This is a genomic window from Flavobacterium sp., assembly GCF_035456085.1.
Taxonomy (GTDB): domain Bacteria; phylum Bacteroidota; class Bacteroidia; order Flavobacteriales; family Flavobacteriaceae; genus Flavobacterium.
In genome coordinates this window covers 18,266-34,103 of record NZ_DATIDY010000089.1, presented here as the reverse complement: position 1 = coordinate 34,103, position 15,838 = coordinate 18,266, and the positions used below count along the sequence as shown (strand labels likewise).

Sequence of the window (15,838 nt, the reverse complement as noted above, 5' to 3'; positions counted from 1 at the left end):
AACAAATATCAATGAGGCACTTAAATAATTTTCCTTTTAAAATGTTCTACGGAAATAAATCATCTAACATTAAAACAATACTTTTTGATAAATCTGTCATTCATATTCTATGCGGATTATTTATTTTTACAAAAACAAAAAAATATGAAGATAGCCATCATTAACGGACCAAATTTAAATTTACTTGGAAAAAGAGAACCCGAAATATACGGTTCCCAAACATTCGAAGATTATTTTGAAATTCTAAAAAGCAAATTCCCTCAAATTGAATTCACTTATTATCAAAGCAATATTGAAGGAGAATTAATTGGAAAGATACAAGATTTCGGCTTTAGTTATGATGGAATTATTCTTAATGCTGGTGCGTATACACACACTTCTGTAGGTATTGGTGATGCAATAAAAGCAGTAACGACTCCTGTAATTGAAGTTCACATTTCCAATACGTATGCACGTGAAAGCTTCAGACATCAATCGTATATTTCTGGAAATGCCAAAGGAGTAATTCTAGGTTTTGGAATGAAAAGTTACGATTTAGCGATTCAGTCGTTTTTGTAATTCTTTGAAACCAATTTGGTTTTAGTTTATAAAAGAGAATCTCTAGAATCTTATTGACGTTTTGTTGAATAAGATTCTAGAGATTCTCTTTTGATTAATAAACTACTCTAATTAGCAAGAACAAGTCAAAAAAACAAATGCTTTTACCACTTAATATTTTTTTCTATAAATCCAATCAAATCATTTGCCATCATTTGTTGCTCTTCTTTATTTGGATGATTGCCTCTGTTTTTATAAGGGAAAAATACAGTGTGGATTTTAGTATCATTCATTCTTTTTACGGCTTGTTCAATATAACCCGGCCATTTTGAGTCTTTTGCCGTAGCATCCATATTGCCCAAAGCACAAATTATATGCGATTTAGGATGCACTTTTCTAATGCTCTGAACAAAATTTTTATAGGCTGAAATAATAAATTCTTCTGTTGGTTTTACAGTACCAAATCTGGCAATAAACTGTTGATTTTGTGGAAGATTTACAATCCAGCTATCATTTTGAAACAAGTTAATAACGACAATATCAGGTTCATAAGACGAAAAATCCCACTTACTATTTGGGTCTTCAGGATTGATTCTATCATATACTTCAGGCATAATTTCTGGGAACCAACTTACCATAATCCCAATACCACTACGAGCTATAATTGAATATTGTGCATTAAAGTGTCTAGCTGTCAATGCATCATAAGTAAAATAATTATTAAAATCTTGTGGCTGACCGCTATCATTGGCACCATCAGCAAGATCGACTCCGTGACCTGCTGTGATTGAATCGCCATAAAACTCGATTTTTCTTTTTGGCAATTTGTTCGGAGGCAAAAGCTTTGGAGTTCCTTCGATTTCAAAATTGTATAAAATATTTTCGGAAGTGTTATTAGACAATTTATAAAGAAGCAATGTGTGTTTTTTATAAGGCAAATCAGAAGCGACAACAATATTTTTTTTAATATTATCAGTACTAAATTTAAAAGCCTTAGAAACATCGTTATCCACAATGGCATAAAAATAGCCCACCTCATTATTTGATTTCATAGTTACAGAAACTTTTGTCCCAATAAAATTAATGGTTGCCGAAGTTCCTGGCCAATAAAACGAAACCGAATCATTATTAACTCCAACTCTACCCATGTATGTTATTTTATTGTCATTTGGTTTTACAATTAGTTGTCCAAAACTGCTGATGCAATTCAATAAAAGGAATGAAAAAATGAAGTGCTTTAAATATCTACTCATATTGTTATTTATTAATTATTGTTTTTTGGTTCATAAGATGTTTGTTCAAAAATACCCATAATCAGCTTTAGTTGTATCTTATATAAACCCGAAGATTTTTTTCACTATTTAGATAATAGGACGGATTATATTTATTTTCTTGATTATTAAAAACATAGAATATATTTACGTAACATTACTTACAAAAAAGCGTCCTACCTAAAAATTAAATTTATGAAAAAACCTTTTTTGTATTTCTTTTTACTTTCGTCGTTTATAAATTTTGCCCAACTCAAAGGCAAAATTACAGATGAAAAAGGCAATGCGTTAGCATCTGTAACCGTTTATGAAGACAATACTTATAATGGAACCACTTCGAACGAAAAAGGTTTTTATGAATTAAATATAAAAAAAGAAGGCAAGCACTCGATTGTGTTTCAGTTTTTAGGTTTCAAAACTCAAAAAACCATTGTTGATATTACTACTTTTCCCTATACTTTGGATGTGAAAATGGCTGAAGAAAGTTATTCGCTCAGCGAAGTAATTGTCAATCCAAAAGATAATCCAGCCAATCAAATTATACGAAACGCTATTGCTAATAAAAAAGTAAACACAGAAAAGACAGCAAAATACAAAGCTGATTTTTACTCTCGTGGTATTTTTAGAATCAAAAATGCTCCCAAAAAAGTTCTTGGAATAAAGCTTGACATGTTTGACGAATCACTAGACTCAACTCGATCTGGTATTCTTTATTTGTCCGAAACCGTTTCTAAAGTAATCTATCAAAAACCAAACAAATTGAAGGAAACCATTATAGCTTCCAAAGTTAGTGGCAATGATAATGGATTTAGCTATAACAATGCGGCTTCTGCTAATTTTGATTTATACGATAATTACTTGGATTTTGATGTCAACATTGTTTCGCCTATTGCCAACAATGCTTTTAATTACTATAAATACAAATTAGAAGGTTCTTTTTATAATGAAAACAATCAACAAATCAACAAAATAAAAGTCACGCCAAAACGATCGACGGAACCAGTGATGGAAGGTTACATTTATATTTTGGAAGACAGTTGGGCGATTTATGCCGTTGATATCACTATTACAGGAGATCAAATGCAGAATCCAGCTTTGAATACATTGACGTTAAAGCAAAATTTTAGTTATAATTCAGATACTAAAATCTGGGTCAAAAATACTCAGACTATTGATTTTGTCTTTGGAATGATGGGCATCAATGTTTCAGGAAAATTTACTTATGTATTTTCCAATTTTGAATTTGAACCCGCTTTCACTAAAAAAACATTTACCAAAGAAATATTATCTTTTGAAAAAAATGCGAACAAAAAAGACGATAATTATTGGAATACCATTCGACCAATACCCTTAACACTCGAAGAAAGTACCGATTACAGGAAAAAAGACAGCCTACAAATCAAGAAAAAATCACAAGTATATCTGGATTCTATTGATAAAAAGAATAACAAATTCAACCCTTTAGATATTGTTTCTGGGTATAATTATAGAAATTCTTTTCAAAAGTGGTCCGCACATTATAACGGATTATTGACTGGGATCAACTTCAATACAGTTCAAGGGTGGAATATCTCTACAGGATTTTCGTTTACCAAAGATGATTCAGAAAAAGGTAAATACACTCGATTTGGAACCGATTTTGACTATGGTTTTTCCGAAAATAAATTTCGAGCAACGGGAAGTTTCATTCATCGATTCAACAATATTGATAAAAGCGAAATTCAAATTTCAGGAGGAAGTCGTGTAGCTCAATTTAATAATGAAAACCCAATAAAGGAACTATTAAACTCTGCTACTACCTTATTTTTCAAAGAAAATCTGATGAAAGTTTATGAAAATAATTACGTTTCCTTGCTATATCAAAAAGAGGTTACGAACGGAATTTTCATGAAAGCCAAAATCGATTATCTTGAAAACAAACCATTATTTAATACTACTGACCAAACTTTTGTACAAAAAGACAAAGCGTACACCTCCAATAATCCATGGGCCCCCAATGATTTCACAACTCCGGCTTTTGAAAAATACAATTTGGTAAAAGCTAAAGTCGAAGCCAAAATTAATTTTGATCAAAGCTACATTTCACGACCAAATGGAAAATACAATATTTCTGAAGGCAATTATCCTGTCGTGACATTAGGTTATGAAAAAGGATTTGCCGGAAGCGAAAAAAAGTATGAGTTTGATTACCTAAGAGCCAAGATCTTTTATGATTTAAAACTGGGCAACAAAGGTAATTTATCCTTGAATGCCAAAGGCGGCAAATTCTTTAATGCAGATGAAATTTCGTTTGTAGATTACCAACATTTTAATGGAAATCAAACCTATATTGGATTCTCAGAAAGCTATCTCAATGTGTTTAATTTGGTGCCTTACTACACCAATAGTACCAATGATCGTTACTTTGAATTCCACACAGAATACAACGATAAAGGATTTATTATGAATAAAATCCCACTATTAAATCTACTTAAATCAAATTTGGTGTTAGGGTATCATTTGCTGACAATTCCAAAAATGAAACCTTACTCAGAATATAGTGTTGGATTAGACAACTTAGGTTTTGGAAAATTCAAAATATTCCGACTGGATTATGTTCGTTCCTATCAAGATGGATTTCAAAAAGATGGCGTAATTGTTGGATTGAAATTTTTGAATTAAAATTCATACTTCACAACTTATCATCAAAATATAGGTCTAAAACAAATTACCGATTGATACAGATTTAGTATGAAACTAAATAGGGTCTGCTGATAAAGCATTTTACCTAATAAAATAGTGATTCAAACTATTGTCTAGAAAACAAGTACAGGATCTATGCATGATGGTATTTATCTATGCAAATTGAGTCCAATTCATGCTCCCTTTAGATTTTGACAACTTTTAAGACTGTTGTACAGTGTCAATCCTTTTTCAAAGACTTTATAAAATTCTAAATAACAAAGTCAAGAATCATATTTCAGGGAAACTTTTTGAGAAAAAGAAGCTATTTTATTGATATGCAGCACATGATAAAAGTCATATGCCAGTTGATAATATAGCTTTAATTTTATACTACCAAAACTCAAATCAATAATGGATATATAGCCAAATAAGGCTATAAATTAATTATTAACACACAACATCTTTATTCATTAAAAACATCAAAATATAAATTAAAAAAGATGAAAATGATGACCTCTCAAAAAAAAGGAATCGGATTGATTCTATTAGGCATAACAATGCTTGTTTTTAGTACTAATGTGTTTGCTTGTACTGGTGGAAATTCAAATGCAACAATAGATAATTTAGGATTACTTTCCTTTATTTTTTGGCTACCTACTTTAACCTTTGGAGTTATTTTATCTTGTATAGAAAAACAAAATTGATAAAAAAATCCCAATTGATCTTGTAGTCTACAGGCTCAACCCTCCAAATTTGAATTTTAATTAAGGACATTTTACTCTAAATTTAATTCATAAAAAAACCAATACTCTTAATTGTATTGGTCTTATTATGAATTCAGTTTAATTGGGTTCGATATGTATTAAAATATTTCCCAATTCCGGGATTTTTTCCCTTAAAGTATCTTTGAGTTTATGTGATAAATCGTGACCTACTTTCACACTTATATCTCCATTTACACGAGCGTGAAGATCAACGTGATATTTCATTCCTGCTTTACGAATTAAACATTTTTCGGTGTCTATAATTCCTTCTACTTGGTGAGAAACCTCTCTGATTTCCTCCACTAAATCATCGTATAAATGTTCATCCATGATTTCGCCCAGTGCAGGTCTGAAAATCAAATAACTATTATAAAGTATGAATAGAGAAGCAAACAAAGCCGCCCAATCATCTGCAGCTTCATATCCTTTTCCTAAATACAAGGCAATCGAAATCCCAATAAATGCTGCAATCGAAGTCAGCGCATCACTTCTATGATGCCAGGCATCTGCTTTTAGCGATGAGCTATTGGTCTCTTTGCTTCTTTTCATTACTAATCGAAACGAATATTCTTTCCAAAGAATAATTGCTCCAAGTATAAAAAGTGTCCAAGGTTTTGGTAATTCATGTGGTGTCTGAATGTTCATTATACTTTCGTAGCCAATAATTGTAGCCGAAGTGATTAAGAAACCAACAACCAAAAAAGTGATTAATGGCTCAGCTCTTCCGTGCCCATAAGGATGATTATCATCTGCTGGCCTGCTAGAGTATTTTATACCAAATAAAACTAATAACGATGAAAAAATATCGGCAGTCGATTCTATCGCATCAGCAATCAAAGCATAGGAATTTCCAAAAAAACCAGCTGAACCTTTAATAAGCGCTAAAACAGTATTCCCTAATATACTAAAATAAGTTGCTTTTATTGCCTTTTGTTCATTAGACATATATGACTATTTTAAACTGAAAAATCGCTTAAAGAAATTCTTTTCAAGTGAAAATTTAATTTATTTAAGCGATTTTAAAATTTGTGTATTTGTTTTTTTATTGTTTTTCTCGAACTATTTTGGCTCCTATCGCTCTTAGCCTTTCGTCTATGTGCTCATAACCTCTATCAATTTGTTCAATATTTTGAATTGTACTTGTTCCTTTTGCCGAAAGTGCTGCTATTAACAATGAGATTCCCGCGCGAATATCTGGTGAAGACATTGTTGTAGCTTTTAGAGTCGACTTAAAGTCATGCCCTATAACTACTGCCCTGTGCGGATCACACAACATGATTTTTGCTCCCATATCAATCAGTTTATCGACAAAGAATAAACGGCTTTCGAACATTTTTTGATGAATCAAAACATCCCCTTTGGCTTGTGTTGCAACCACCAAAACAATACTCAACAAATCGGGAGTAAATCCTGGCCAAGGCGCATCAGCAATAGTAAGGATTGAACCATCGATGTCTGTTTTTACCTCATAACCATCTTTATGTTCTGGAATAAAAATGTCATCTCCTTGTTTCTCCAGTGTGATTCCTAATTTTCTAAAAACATTAGGGATAACTCCTAGATTTTCCCAGCTTACATTCTTGATAGTAATTTCACTTCTGGTCATAGCCGCGAGACCAATCCAAGAACCGATTTCGATCATATCTGGAAGAATTCTATGTGTACAACCGCCAAGTTTTTCAACTCCTTCAATTGTCAATAAGTTAGAACCAACACCTGTGATTTTAGCACCCATAGAGTTCAACATTTTACAAAGTTGTTGCAAGTAAGGCTCGCAAGCAGCATTGTAAACTGTCGTTTTTCCTTTGGCCAAAACCGCAGCCATCACAATATTAGCAGTTCCTGTAACTGACGCTTCGTCAAGCAACATATCGGCACCGATCAAGCCATCCGGAGCTTCTACCCCATAAAAATGATCTTCTCTATTGTATCTGAATTTAGCACCAAGATTAATAAAACCTTCAAAGTGCGTATCTAATCTTCTACGTCCAATTTTGTCTCCTCCTGGTTTTGGAATATATCCTTTTCCGAAACGAGCCAAAAGTGGTCCAACAATCATAATAGAACCACGAAGTGCGCCTCCTTCTTTTTTGAAAGCTTCAGTTTCCAGGTATCCTACGTTTACTTCATCACATTGAAAAGTATAAGAACCATGTCCTAATTTTTCTATTTTAACTCCTAAATTCCCTAAAAGTTTTATTAATTTATTGATATCAATAATATCAGGAATGTTGTTAATTGTTATTTTTTCTGGTGTTAAAAGTACTGCGCATAAAATTTGTAATGCCTCATTTTTAGCACCTTGTGGTATTACTTCTCCTTTTAAACGTGTTCCTCCTTCGATTTTGAAAACTTCCATGCTTTTATTTTAAGTTGCTGAGCTTCTAAGCCTCTGAGTTACTGAGTTTCTAAGATTTATTCAAAAAACTTAGAAACTTAGCTACTTAGCTACTTAGTAACTTTTTAATTAATTACTTTTTTTGAAACGGTTTTTGTTTGCCGTTTTTATTATTCTTGTTACTCTGAATTTTTGGTTGTCCTGCTGCACCTGTTTTATTAGAAATCCTTTTGTTGGTTCTAAGTAAATCGGTAGTATTGAGCAATTCTTCTGAACTTTGTAGTAAATTCAGCTTTCCGTCAGATAGTTCGTAAAGATGTTCAAAAATCACATCGTCTTTCACAGTATCTTTATTCCAGCTCAAATAGGACTTTTTCATGTGATTGGCAATTACTTTTACCAATGCACTCTTCATTTCGCCTTCCTCCCATTTATTGGCAACATCAATCATATATTTGATATTATTACCATAATACCTGTATTTGGGATAGTTTTGAGGGTATTTCAAAACATCAGGCTTCAATTGCAACACCTCTCTTGACGGAATTGGATAAGGAGAATCTGCAATTAATTTAAAATCAGACATTATAAATAACTGATCCCAAAGTTTATGCTGAAAATCGGGCACATCACGCAAATGAGGATTCAAACTTCCCATTACCTGAATGATGTATTTGGCCGCTTTATTGCGTTTTTCATCATCTTCTATAAGAGTAGCCTGCTCAATCAATTTTTGCAAATGACGACCATACTCAGGAATGATTAAATGTTTTCTTTCAGAATTATATTCCAAGTTGAAAACGACATCATTCGCATTTTCTTTTTTATATTTTTCGATCATAATTATAAGGAAACTATACCTTCTATTGTAGATAATTCTTGGTACTTATCTATTATTTCTTGTGAATCTTTGGCAGTTATGTCTACAGAAATACTGGTAAATTTGCCAGTTTTCGACTTAGTTGTTTTAATCACAGCTCCCATACAATTGAAGGCGTCTTCTACTTTCAAAATATTTTCTTCGCTTGTTGGAACTATAAATTTAAACAAATATGGAGCAGGCCATGAACTACTTTTATCTAATTCAGCTTTAAGTCTTTCGTAAAACTCTGCAGTTTTTTTCTCTTGTTCGTTGCTCATCCCTAAAATAAAAATAAAGGCAAATATACGTTTTAGAATTTAGATTTAAGGATTTTAGAATTTAGATTTTTTTAAAACTCTAAACTATAGGCAAAATACATCTAAATTCTCTAATCAGCAACTAATGTCTTAATCTGGGCGTGACCCCGTTGAGCAAAGGGGCTTATTTATAGAAACGCTTACAAAGCCCCTTTACTCAACGCGGTCGGGCTATCCATGCTACTTCGGTAGCTTATTCCTATCCCTCACGCAAAAAGTAAAAATCAACTTCAACAGTCAAAATTCAAAAATCAATTGCAAAATTGTAATTCGTAAATCTAAAAAAAATTCCTATTTCAAAAACCAATAAGTTTGAGTATTTTTGCCGCTTATTTACAAAAAGTGCAGAAAGATATTATTGTTATTATTGGTGGACCCGGTACAGGGAAAAGTTCTATTATTAATGGTTTAGTTGCTAAAGGTTATTGTTGCTATCCTGAGATTTCTCGTGAGGTTACATTGGAAGCCCAAAAACGAGGAATCGAACAATTGTTCCTAACAGAACCGCTCTTATTTAGTCAGATGTTGCTTGATGGTCGAATTAAGCAATTTGAAAATGCTCAAAGCGAACCTCATCAACATGTTTTTATAGACCGCGGAATTCCAGATGTTGTAGCCTATTTGGACTACATTGGTGATGATTATCCGGATCATTTTGTTGATGCTTGCCGCGAAAAAGTCTATACCAAAACCTTCATTTTACCGCCTTGGGAAGAAATCTACGAAAGCGATAGTGAACGTTATGAAAACTTTGAACAGGCAAAGGAAATTCAGGAACATCTTACCAAAACTTACACTAACTATGGCTATAACTTAATTGAAGTACCAAAAGACACCATCGATAACAGAATTCTTTTTATATTAGATAAAATTTAGCAATTTATTAATATTCAATATTGTAAATTAGTCGAAATCTAAACTAAAAGTAATGCCAACAGCATTAGAAATTCTTCAAAAATATTGGCAACACGATACTTTCAGGTCGTTACAAAACGAAATTATTGATTCGGTTTTGAATGGTCATGATACATTTGCTTTGATGCCAACAGGTGGCGGAAAATCAATTTGTTTTCAAGTGCCAGCCCTTATCAATGAAGGAATTTGCTTAGTTATTTCACCTTTGGTCGCCTTGATGAAAGATCAAGTAGCTAATTTACAAAACCGCGGAATCAAAGCTATTGCATTGACCGGTGGCATAAAAACAGACGAAGTTGTCGACTTATTAGACAACTGCCAGTTTGGGAATTATAAATTTCTATATGTTTCTCCAGAACGATTGCAATCCGACTGGATTTTGGAACGAATAAAAAATCTTCCCATAAACCTTATAACTATTGATGAGGCACATTGCGTTTCTCAATGGGGCCATGATTTTCGACCTGCTTATCTAAAGATTTCGATATTAAAAGAATACTTTCCAAAAGTTCCTTTTTTAGCTTTGACAGCTACTGCAACTCCTAGAGTTAAAGAAGATATTATCACTCAACTTGGACTGCAAAATCCTGTTCAATTTGCTAAATCTTTTGCTCGAAAAAACATCGCCTATATGGTTTTTGAAGTTGAAGATAAACTTTTTCGAATTGAACAAATTCTCAAAAAAAATCCTCAGCCTTCTATTATATATGTACGAAATAGAAAATCGTGTTTGGACATTTCTACACAACTACAAACTTTAGGATTTCAGGCAACTTATTACCACGGAGGTCTTGCTTCAAGAGAAAAAGACAAAAACATGCAACTCTGGATGGAAGAAAAAGCGCAGGTTATGGTCGCTACAAACGCTTTTGGAATGGGAATCGATAAACCCAATGTCAAAACAGTAATTCACATTCAACTTCCCGAAAACATTGAAAACTACTATCAGGAAGCTGGACGTTCTGGTCGAAATGGTGAGAAAGCTTTTGCCGTTTTATTAACTAGCCCAAGCGATATTATTCAGGCAGAAAAACAGTTTCTTGACGTATTGCCTGATAGAGATTTTCTAAAAAAGATGTATATCAAACTTTGCAATTATTTTCAAATTGCATACGGAGAAGGAATCAACGAGGAATTCATGTTTAATCTAAATCATTTTTGCCACAAATATGATTTTCCAATACTGAAAACTTATAATGGAATGCGTTTTTTAGACGGTCAGGGCGTACTAACTTTGTCTCAAGAATTTTCAGAAAAAATTACATTGCAGTTTTTAATCGAATCAAAAGAAGTCATTCGCTACACGAGTTTGAATCCAAATGATGAAGAAATTATTTTGACAATTCTAAGAACATATCCGGGAGTTTACGAAATGCAGACTGCTTTTAATTTATCATTGATTGCCAAAAAATCTCAACATTCAGAAGCAGCTGTACTAGCCGTTTTACATAAATTAAAAGACAAAGGAATTATTGAATTTCACTCAAAAAACAATGATGCAGTTTTAATTTTTAATGAAATTAGAGAAGACGAAAGAACTATTAATAAAGTTTCAAAATATCTAACTCGTCAAAATGAACTCAAAAAAGAGCAATTACAATCGGTTATAAAATATGTAAGTGAAAAAGACATTTGCAAAAGCAAAATGATTTTGGACTATTTTGGTGAAACGGCAACTAAGAATTGTGGAATTTGCTCCTATTGTATTACGCTTTCAAAACCCAAAAAAGATTTTAATGATCTTTCCAATAAAATTACTGCTTTACTTCAAAATGAAGATTTAAGCTCAAGAGAAATTCAAAACAAAACCAAAAACACTGCAGACGATGTTATTTTTATACTACAACAATTGCTAGAAGATAATCGCGTGGCAATTCAAAAAAACAATAAATACACTTTAAAAAACTAATGGAAAAATTAAGAATCATATTTATGGGAACTCCAGAATTCGCTGTTGGAATTCTAGATACAATTCTCAAAAACAATTACGAAGTTGTTGGTGTAATAACCGCTGCTGACAAACCAGCCGGTCGTGGACAAAAAATAAAATATTCAGCAGTAAAGGAATATGCTTTAGAAAATAATTTGCACTTATTACAACCTACTAATTTAAAAGACGAAAGTTTTCTTGAAGAATTAAAATCGTTGCAGGCTAATTTGCAAATTGTAGTTGCCTTTAGAATGTTACCAAAAGTAGTCTGGGAAATGCCTTCATTAGGAACATTCAATCTGCATGCTTCTTTATTACCTAATTATAGAGGGGCCGCTCCGATCAACTGGGCGATTATCAATGGCGAAACCAAAACGGGAGTAACTACATTTTTTATCGATGATAAAATAGATACCGGAGCAATGATTCTAAGTGCCGAGACTGAAATCAATAGCACTGAAGATGCCGGACAGCTGCATGATCGATTAATGCATTTGGGCAGTGAAACAGTTATTGATACTTTAAGATTGATTGAAAGTGGAAATGTAACAACTACTATTCAAAATGACACATCAGATATTAAAACGGCGTACAAACTAAACAAAGAAAATTGTAAAATTGATTGGTCAAAATCAACTACAGACATTCATAATCTTATTAGAGGACTAAGTCCATATCCTGCCGCTTGGTGCTATTTTGCAGATAAAAACGAAGAATGGAATGTAAAAATTTACGAAGCTAAAGCTATTTTTGAAGAACATAATTATGCAACAGGCACTTTAATTTGCACTAAAAAAGAAATAAAAATAGCAACAACACAAGGCTTTATTCAAATACTAAGTTTACAATTTCCAGGCAAAAAGAAAATGAAAGCTACTGAATTATTGAATGGAATTACTTTTTCTGAGAGTGCCAAAGCATACTAACATCAATAAAAACAGAGGATAAGGTATTATAATTACAGAATTTTATCCTACTTTATGAACAATAAAAGCAAGTTATTAACAAATATTGCTAATTTTGTACGAAACACTTGCACACACCGTATTTCCTGCTAATTTTGTTCTATTAACAATTATTTTAACCAACAATTAACATCCAATTATTATGAACAAATCAGAATTAATCGACGCTATCGCTGCAGATGCAGGAATCACTAAAGCTGCTGCAAAATTAGCACTTGAATCATTTTTAGGAAATGTAGGTGGTACTTTGAAAAAAGGTGGTAAAGTATCTTTAGTAGGATTTGGATCTTGGTCTGTATCTTCAAGAGCTGCAAGAGACGGAAGAAATCCTCAAACTGGAAAAACTATAAAAATCGCTGCTAAGAATGTTGTAAAATTCAAAGCTGGAGCTGATTTAGAAGGAGCTGTAAACTAATATAGATTTCTCAACATAATTTGAAACCTTCCAATTGGAAGGTTTTTTTTTGCTTTTAAACGATTAAGATTTCAAAAATTTGGTTACAAGGTCTAATTTTTCTTAAATTTAATTAAAAATGCTGCCTTATGATTTCAGAAAAATTAAAAAAAGGGTATTTACTTATCGCCGAACCGTCAATAATAGGAGATCTATCGTTCAATAGATCTGTAATCCTATTGGCTGATCACAATCAAGATGGATCGGTAGGATTTATTATGAATAAGCCACTGAAATATACTATCAACGATTTAATTCCTGAAATTGATGCTAGTTTTAAAATATTTAATGGTGGTCCGGTAGAACAGGATAATCTGTACTTTATTCATAATATTCCAGATTTGATACCTAATAGCGTTGAAATATCCAACGGAATTTATTGGGGAGGTGATTTTGAATCCACAAAAGGCCTCATCAATAACGGTAAAATCAAAAAAGAAAATATTCGTTTCTTTTTAGGATATACAGGATGGGAAGTTGACCAACTTGAGAGCGAAATGAGATCCAATTCGTGGATTATCACTAGAAATAACTATGAGAATAAAATAATCGGAAAATCAACTGCTCATTTCTGGAAAGAGCAAATAATTGAATTGGGAGGAGAGTACCTTATTTGGTCAAACGCTCCCGAAAATCCTTATTTAAATTAAACCCAAAATCTTATTTAATTCCCCAATTAAAATCTTAGCAATTTCTGTCTTAAATTCTTTTTTTCTATATTTCGTTATTGGCTGTATGCCTTTAATAACATTTGTTATAAATAATTCGTTTGCTTTTTGAAGATCAAATGGAGAAATTATTTCTTCAGCTACTTCAATGCCTTCGATTTTTTTTGCTAATTGTAAAATCTGTTTTCTCATAACCCCATTTAAACAACCTTCAGAAACTGGCGGGGTAATTAATTTGTTACCATTTAGCATAAAAATGTTACCTTGTAATGCCTCAACAACATTTTTACCATCATTTAACAATATACAATTATCCAGACCATTTTCATGAGCATAAATACTTCCAGTCACATTTATTAAACGATTTGTAGTTTTAATAGAAGATAATAATTGCTTCGTTATATAGAAATCTTTGTATAAATCGACTTCATACTGCTGTTCATTGAGTCTGTATTCTTTATTTTCAAGCGGGGTAGCTTTTATTAAAAATGAAACTGTATTATTTTGTGGTAAATAATACCCTCCATTATTTCTATAAACTGTAATTCGTGCTCTGGATGAAGATTCTATCTGATTGTTTTTGACTATTGAGAGTATTTGTTCTTCTAAATATTCCATCGTAAAATCCATTGGAATTTCCATTCGGACTACACGCATAGAAGACATTAGTCTAAAATAATGATCTTCTAGAAACAGGATTTTCTCATTCACAATTTTTACAGTTTCAAAAACCGCATCGCCATATAAAAACCCTCTATTTTGCACTAAAACATTTGCATCTTCAGATACAATTGCACCATTAAAATTTACCATAAAAAAAGCCTGAATTAATTCAGGCAAATATAAGTCATAAAATACAATTCTACTATACCGAACCTATCACATGTTTCAGATCTGTAATTTGGTTTCTCCATAACTGAGTAGCTTCTTCAACTTCTTCTTTACTAGCAAAGTCGACTACCATTAATGAAACATCTTTTGTCAACTCATCAACTAAGATATTCAATTCAAAGAAATATTCGGTATCCTTATTGTGTTCATCTACCCATTTAAATTTCACTTTTTCGCCCGTTTTCTTTGAAGCAAGTCTTGCTTTTTCTTGGGTATCGTTCCAAATGAAAGTAAAGAACTCACCTCGTGAATTTACATTATCGGCAAACCATTCAGATAAACCTGATGGAGTTGAAATATATTGATACAATAGTTGGGGTGAGGAATTTATGGGGAACTCAATCTCGTAACGCACTTTTAAATTCATGAATACTGGTTTTATTTCCGAAATATATAGATTATTACTTTCAAAAAAAAACCTTTTTAAAAAAATATTTTTTTTATTGTTTTTCGCTTGCAAACTCTAATTATTGTTTTATATTTGCACCCGCATTCAGGGAAAGAAAATATCCCAATATGGCGAGGTAGCTCAGTTGGTTAGAGCGCAGGATTCATAACCCTGAGGTCACGGGTTCAACTCCCGTCTTCGCTACAAAAGGCAAAACCCTAACTAATCAAATAGTTAGGGTTTTTTTATTGAAATTATGTTTCGAAAACAATACTCACTACTTAAAAGAATTAGGTGCAAGAGTTGGGTATTAACCAAATATTTCATCAAAACACGAAGAAACCTATTATAACACTCTAAATAAAAAAGTGATATAATTCTATTCGAACCATATCACCTTTTAATTTAAAATAATATTTCTAATATTTTGCCAAGTATTCTACTAATTATATTTTGCCATAATTGTTCCCAAATCTTGACCCCATACTTTGGCAGCTAATAAGTTTTTTTCTGTAAATTCCGTTAATTTGGATTGCATTTTTAAACCTATAGGACTTTGATAAAATTTAATCATTTCTTTGATATCATCATGTGTGTATAATTCCATATATACAGCCGCCAATTTATCATAAAGACTTGGTAATGTTGCATCAAACTCTTTCAAAAAATCATTTTGCTTCTCGGCAGGAATCATTGTAAGTATTTGTTTTTTTACAATTTTCATTTGCGCGTCAGAACCGCTCATTGTGATTACTTTTAACACATCAGCTTTAAATGTAGCATCTTGCGCATTAACGAATGGTGCTATTAGAATCAAAGCAAAAATTAATAGTGATTTCTTCATTGTCTTTTTTGTTTAAATTAATTATTAATG

The 15,838-nt window shown here is 32.1% G+C and carries 16 protein-coding genes and 1 tRNA gene; 9 read left to right on the top strand and 8 right to left on the bottom strand.

Translation table 11 applies throughout. From position 1 onward, the window contains the following. Positions 1-144 precede the first annotated feature (144 nt). Complete coding sequence (gene aroQ / locus VLC96_RS06830) at positions 145-558, top strand: type II 3-dehydroquinate dehydratase (RefSeq protein ID WP_325261597.1); 414 nt, start codon at positions 145-147, stop codon at positions 556-558. Between the two features lie 143 nt (positions 559-701). Here aroQ and VLC96_RS06825 read toward each other — a convergent pair whose 3' ends face one another. Then, positions 702-1,790 carry an SGNH/GDSL hydrolase family protein gene (locus tag VLC96_RS06825; RefSeq protein WP_325261595.1) on the bottom strand — a complete coding sequence of 363 codons (1,089 nt, stop codon included), beginning with the start codon at positions 1,788-1,790 and terminating at the stop codon, positions 702-704. A 213-nt stretch (positions 1,791-2,003) separates the two neighbouring features. Between VLC96_RS06825 and VLC96_RS06820 the strand changes: the two genes are divergently transcribed. Beyond that, entirely contained in the window at positions 2,004-4,469 is a 2,466-nt protein-coding gene (locus tag VLC96_RS06820) for a DUF5686 and carboxypeptidase regulatory-like domain-containing protein (RefSeq protein WP_325261594.1), read from the top strand. 509 nt (positions 4,470-4,978) lie between these two features. Further along, positions 4,979-5,176, top strand: coding sequence for a hypothetical protein (locus tag VLC96_RS06815; protein ID WP_325261592.1), 198 nt, complete (start codon positions 4,979-4,981; stop codon positions 5,174-5,176). Between the two features lie 138 nt (positions 5,177-5,314). Here the strand turns inward: VLC96_RS06815 and VLC96_RS06810 are convergent, their stop codons facing one another. The 4 genes from VLC96_RS06810 to VLC96_RS06795 all read right to left on the bottom strand — a co-directional run bounded on the left by VLC96_RS06810 (position 5,315) and on the right by VLC96_RS06795 (position 8,714). Then, entirely contained in the window at positions 5,315-6,181 is an 867-nt protein-coding gene (locus VLC96_RS06810; RefSeq protein WP_325261591.1) for a cation diffusion facilitator family transporter, read from the bottom strand. Positions 6,182-6,278: 97 nt separating this feature from the next. Continuing rightward, positions 6,279-7,595 (bottom strand): UDP-N-acetylglucosamine 1-carboxyvinyltransferase, encoded by a 1,317-nt coding sequence (gene murA, locus VLC96_RS06805; protein WP_325261588.1) that lies wholly within the window; start codon positions 7,593-7,595, stop codon positions 6,279-6,281. Between the two features lie 112 nt (positions 7,596-7,707). Further along, positions 7,708-8,415 (bottom strand): DUF4290 domain-containing protein, encoded by a 708-nt coding sequence (locus VLC96_RS06800; protein ID WP_325261587.1) that lies wholly within the window; start codon positions 8,413-8,415, stop codon positions 7,708-7,710. Between the two features lie 2 nt (positions 8,416-8,417). Next, positions 8,418-8,714, bottom strand: a complete 297-nt coding sequence (locus VLC96_RS06795; RefSeq protein ID WP_325261586.1) for a DUF493 family protein — start codon at positions 8,712-8,714, stop codon at positions 8,418-8,420. Positions 8,715-9,095: 381 nt separating this feature from the next. Here VLC96_RS06795 and VLC96_RS06790 point away from each other — a divergent pair, with 381 nt between their 5' ends. From VLC96_RS06790 to VLC96_RS06770, 5 genes are all read left to right on the top strand, one after another. Continuing rightward, complete coding sequence (locus VLC96_RS06790) at positions 9,096-9,629, top strand: AAA family ATPase (protein ID WP_325261621.1); 534 nt, start codon at positions 9,096-9,098, stop codon at positions 9,627-9,629. Positions 9,630-9,681: 52 nt separating this feature from the next. Further along, complete coding sequence (locus VLC96_RS06785; protein WP_325261584.1) at positions 9,682-11,577, top strand: RecQ family ATP-dependent DNA helicase; 1,896 nt, start codon at positions 9,682-9,684, stop codon at positions 11,575-11,577. Beyond that, positions 11,577-12,524, top strand: a complete 948-nt coding sequence (gene fmt, locus VLC96_RS06780) for a methionyl-tRNA formyltransferase (protein WP_325261583.1) — start codon at positions 11,577-11,579, stop codon at positions 12,522-12,524. Before VLC96_RS06785 ends, fmt begins: the two co-directional genes overlap by 1 nt. Positions 12,525-12,705: 181 nt before the next feature. Continuing rightward, positions 12,706-12,978, top strand: a complete 273-nt coding sequence (locus VLC96_RS06775) for an HU family DNA-binding protein (RefSeq protein ID WP_035637634.1) — start codon at positions 12,706-12,708, stop codon at positions 12,976-12,978. A 128-nt stretch (positions 12,979-13,106) separates the two neighbouring features. Beyond that, complete coding sequence (locus VLC96_RS06770) at positions 13,107-13,667, top strand: YqgE/AlgH family protein (protein ID WP_325261579.1); 561 nt, start codon at positions 13,107-13,109, stop codon at positions 13,665-13,667. Here the strand turns inward: VLC96_RS06770 and VLC96_RS06765 are convergent. Together VLC96_RS06765 and VLC96_RS06760 are read right to left on the bottom strand one after the other, a co-directional pair. Beyond that, a complete protein-coding gene (locus VLC96_RS06765) occupies positions 13,659-14,498 on the bottom strand; it encodes an aminotransferase class IV (protein ID WP_325261577.1) in 840 nt (279 codons plus the stop codon). The genes VLC96_RS06770 and VLC96_RS06765 overlap by 9 nt on opposite strands. 52 nt (positions 14,499-14,550) lie before the next feature. Next, complete coding sequence (locus VLC96_RS06760; protein ID WP_325261620.1) at positions 14,551-14,943, bottom strand: START-like domain-containing protein; 393 nt, start codon at positions 14,941-14,943, stop codon at positions 14,551-14,553. A 151-nt stretch (positions 14,944-15,094) separates the two neighbouring features. Between VLC96_RS06760 and VLC96_RS06755 the strand changes: the two genes are divergently transcribed. Continuing rightward, positions 15,095-15,168 (top strand) — tRNA-Met (locus VLC96_RS06755). 238 nt (positions 15,169-15,406) lie between these two features. On the opposite strand, the gene VLC96_RS06750 is transcribed toward VLC96_RS06755, so the two are convergent. Beyond that, the gene (locus tag VLC96_RS06750; protein ID WP_325261575.1) at positions 15,407-15,808 is read right to left on the bottom strand and encodes a DUF2059 domain-containing protein; all 402 of its coding nucleotides are present in this window, start codon (positions 15,806-15,808) and stop codon (positions 15,407-15,409) included. Positions 15,809-15,838 lie beyond the last annotated feature (30 nt).

Bases quoted from the DNA above. Each gene is read 5' to 3' on its own strand.
- VLC96_RS06815 (WP_325261592.1), top strand. From the start codon at position 4,979: ATGATGACCTCTCAAAAAAAAGGAATCGGATTGATTCTATTAGGCATA.
- VLC96_RS06750 (WP_325261575.1), bottom strand. From the start codon at position 15,808: ATGAAGAAATCACTATTAATTTTTGCTTTGATTCTAATAGCACCATTC.
- VLC96_RS06775 (WP_035637634.1), top strand. From the start codon at position 12,706: ATGAACAAATCAGAATTAATCGACGCTATCGCTGCAGATGCAGGAATC.
- aroQ (WP_325261597.1), top strand. From the start codon at position 145: ATGAAGATAGCCATCATTAACGGACCAAATTTAAATTTACTTGGAAAA.
- VLC96_RS06795 (WP_325261586.1), bottom strand. From the start codon at position 8,714: ATGAGCAACGAACAAGAGAAAAAAACTGCAGAGTTTTACGAAAGACTT.
- VLC96_RS06785 (WP_325261584.1), top strand. From the start codon at position 9,682: ATGCCAACAGCATTAGAAATTCTTCAAAAATATTGGCAACACGATACT.
- VLC96_RS06760 (WP_325261620.1), bottom strand. From the start codon at position 14,943: ATGAATTTAAAAGTGCGTTACGAGATTGAGTTCCCCATAAATTCCTCA.
- VLC96_RS06810 (WP_325261591.1), bottom strand. From the start codon at position 6,181: ATGTCTAATGAACAAAAGGCAATAAAAGCAACTTATTTTAGTATATTA.
- VLC96_RS06820 (WP_325261594.1), top strand. From the start codon at position 2,004: ATGAAAAAACCTTTTTTGTATTTCTTTTTACTTTCGTCGTTTATAAAT.
- murA (WP_325261588.1), bottom strand. From the start codon at position 7,595: ATGGAAGTTTTCAAAATCGAAGGAGGAACACGTTTAAAAGGAGAAGTA.
- VLC96_RS06765 (WP_325261577.1), bottom strand. From the start codon at position 14,498: ATGGTAAATTTTAATGGTGCAATTGTATCTGAAGATGCAAATGTTTTA.
- VLC96_RS06825 (WP_325261595.1), bottom strand. From the start codon at position 1,790: ATGAGTAGATATTTAAAGCACTTCATTTTTTCATTCCTTTTATTGAAT.
- VLC96_RS06770 (WP_325261579.1), top strand. From the start codon at position 13,107: ATGATTTCAGAAAAATTAAAAAAAGGGTATTTACTTATCGCCGAACCG.
- VLC96_RS06800 (WP_325261587.1), bottom strand. From the start codon at position 8,415: ATGATCGAAAAATATAAAAAAGAAAATGCGAATGATGTCGTTTTCAAC.
- fmt (WP_325261583.1), top strand. From the start codon at position 11,577: ATGGAAAAATTAAGAATCATATTTATGGGAACTCCAGAATTCGCTGTT.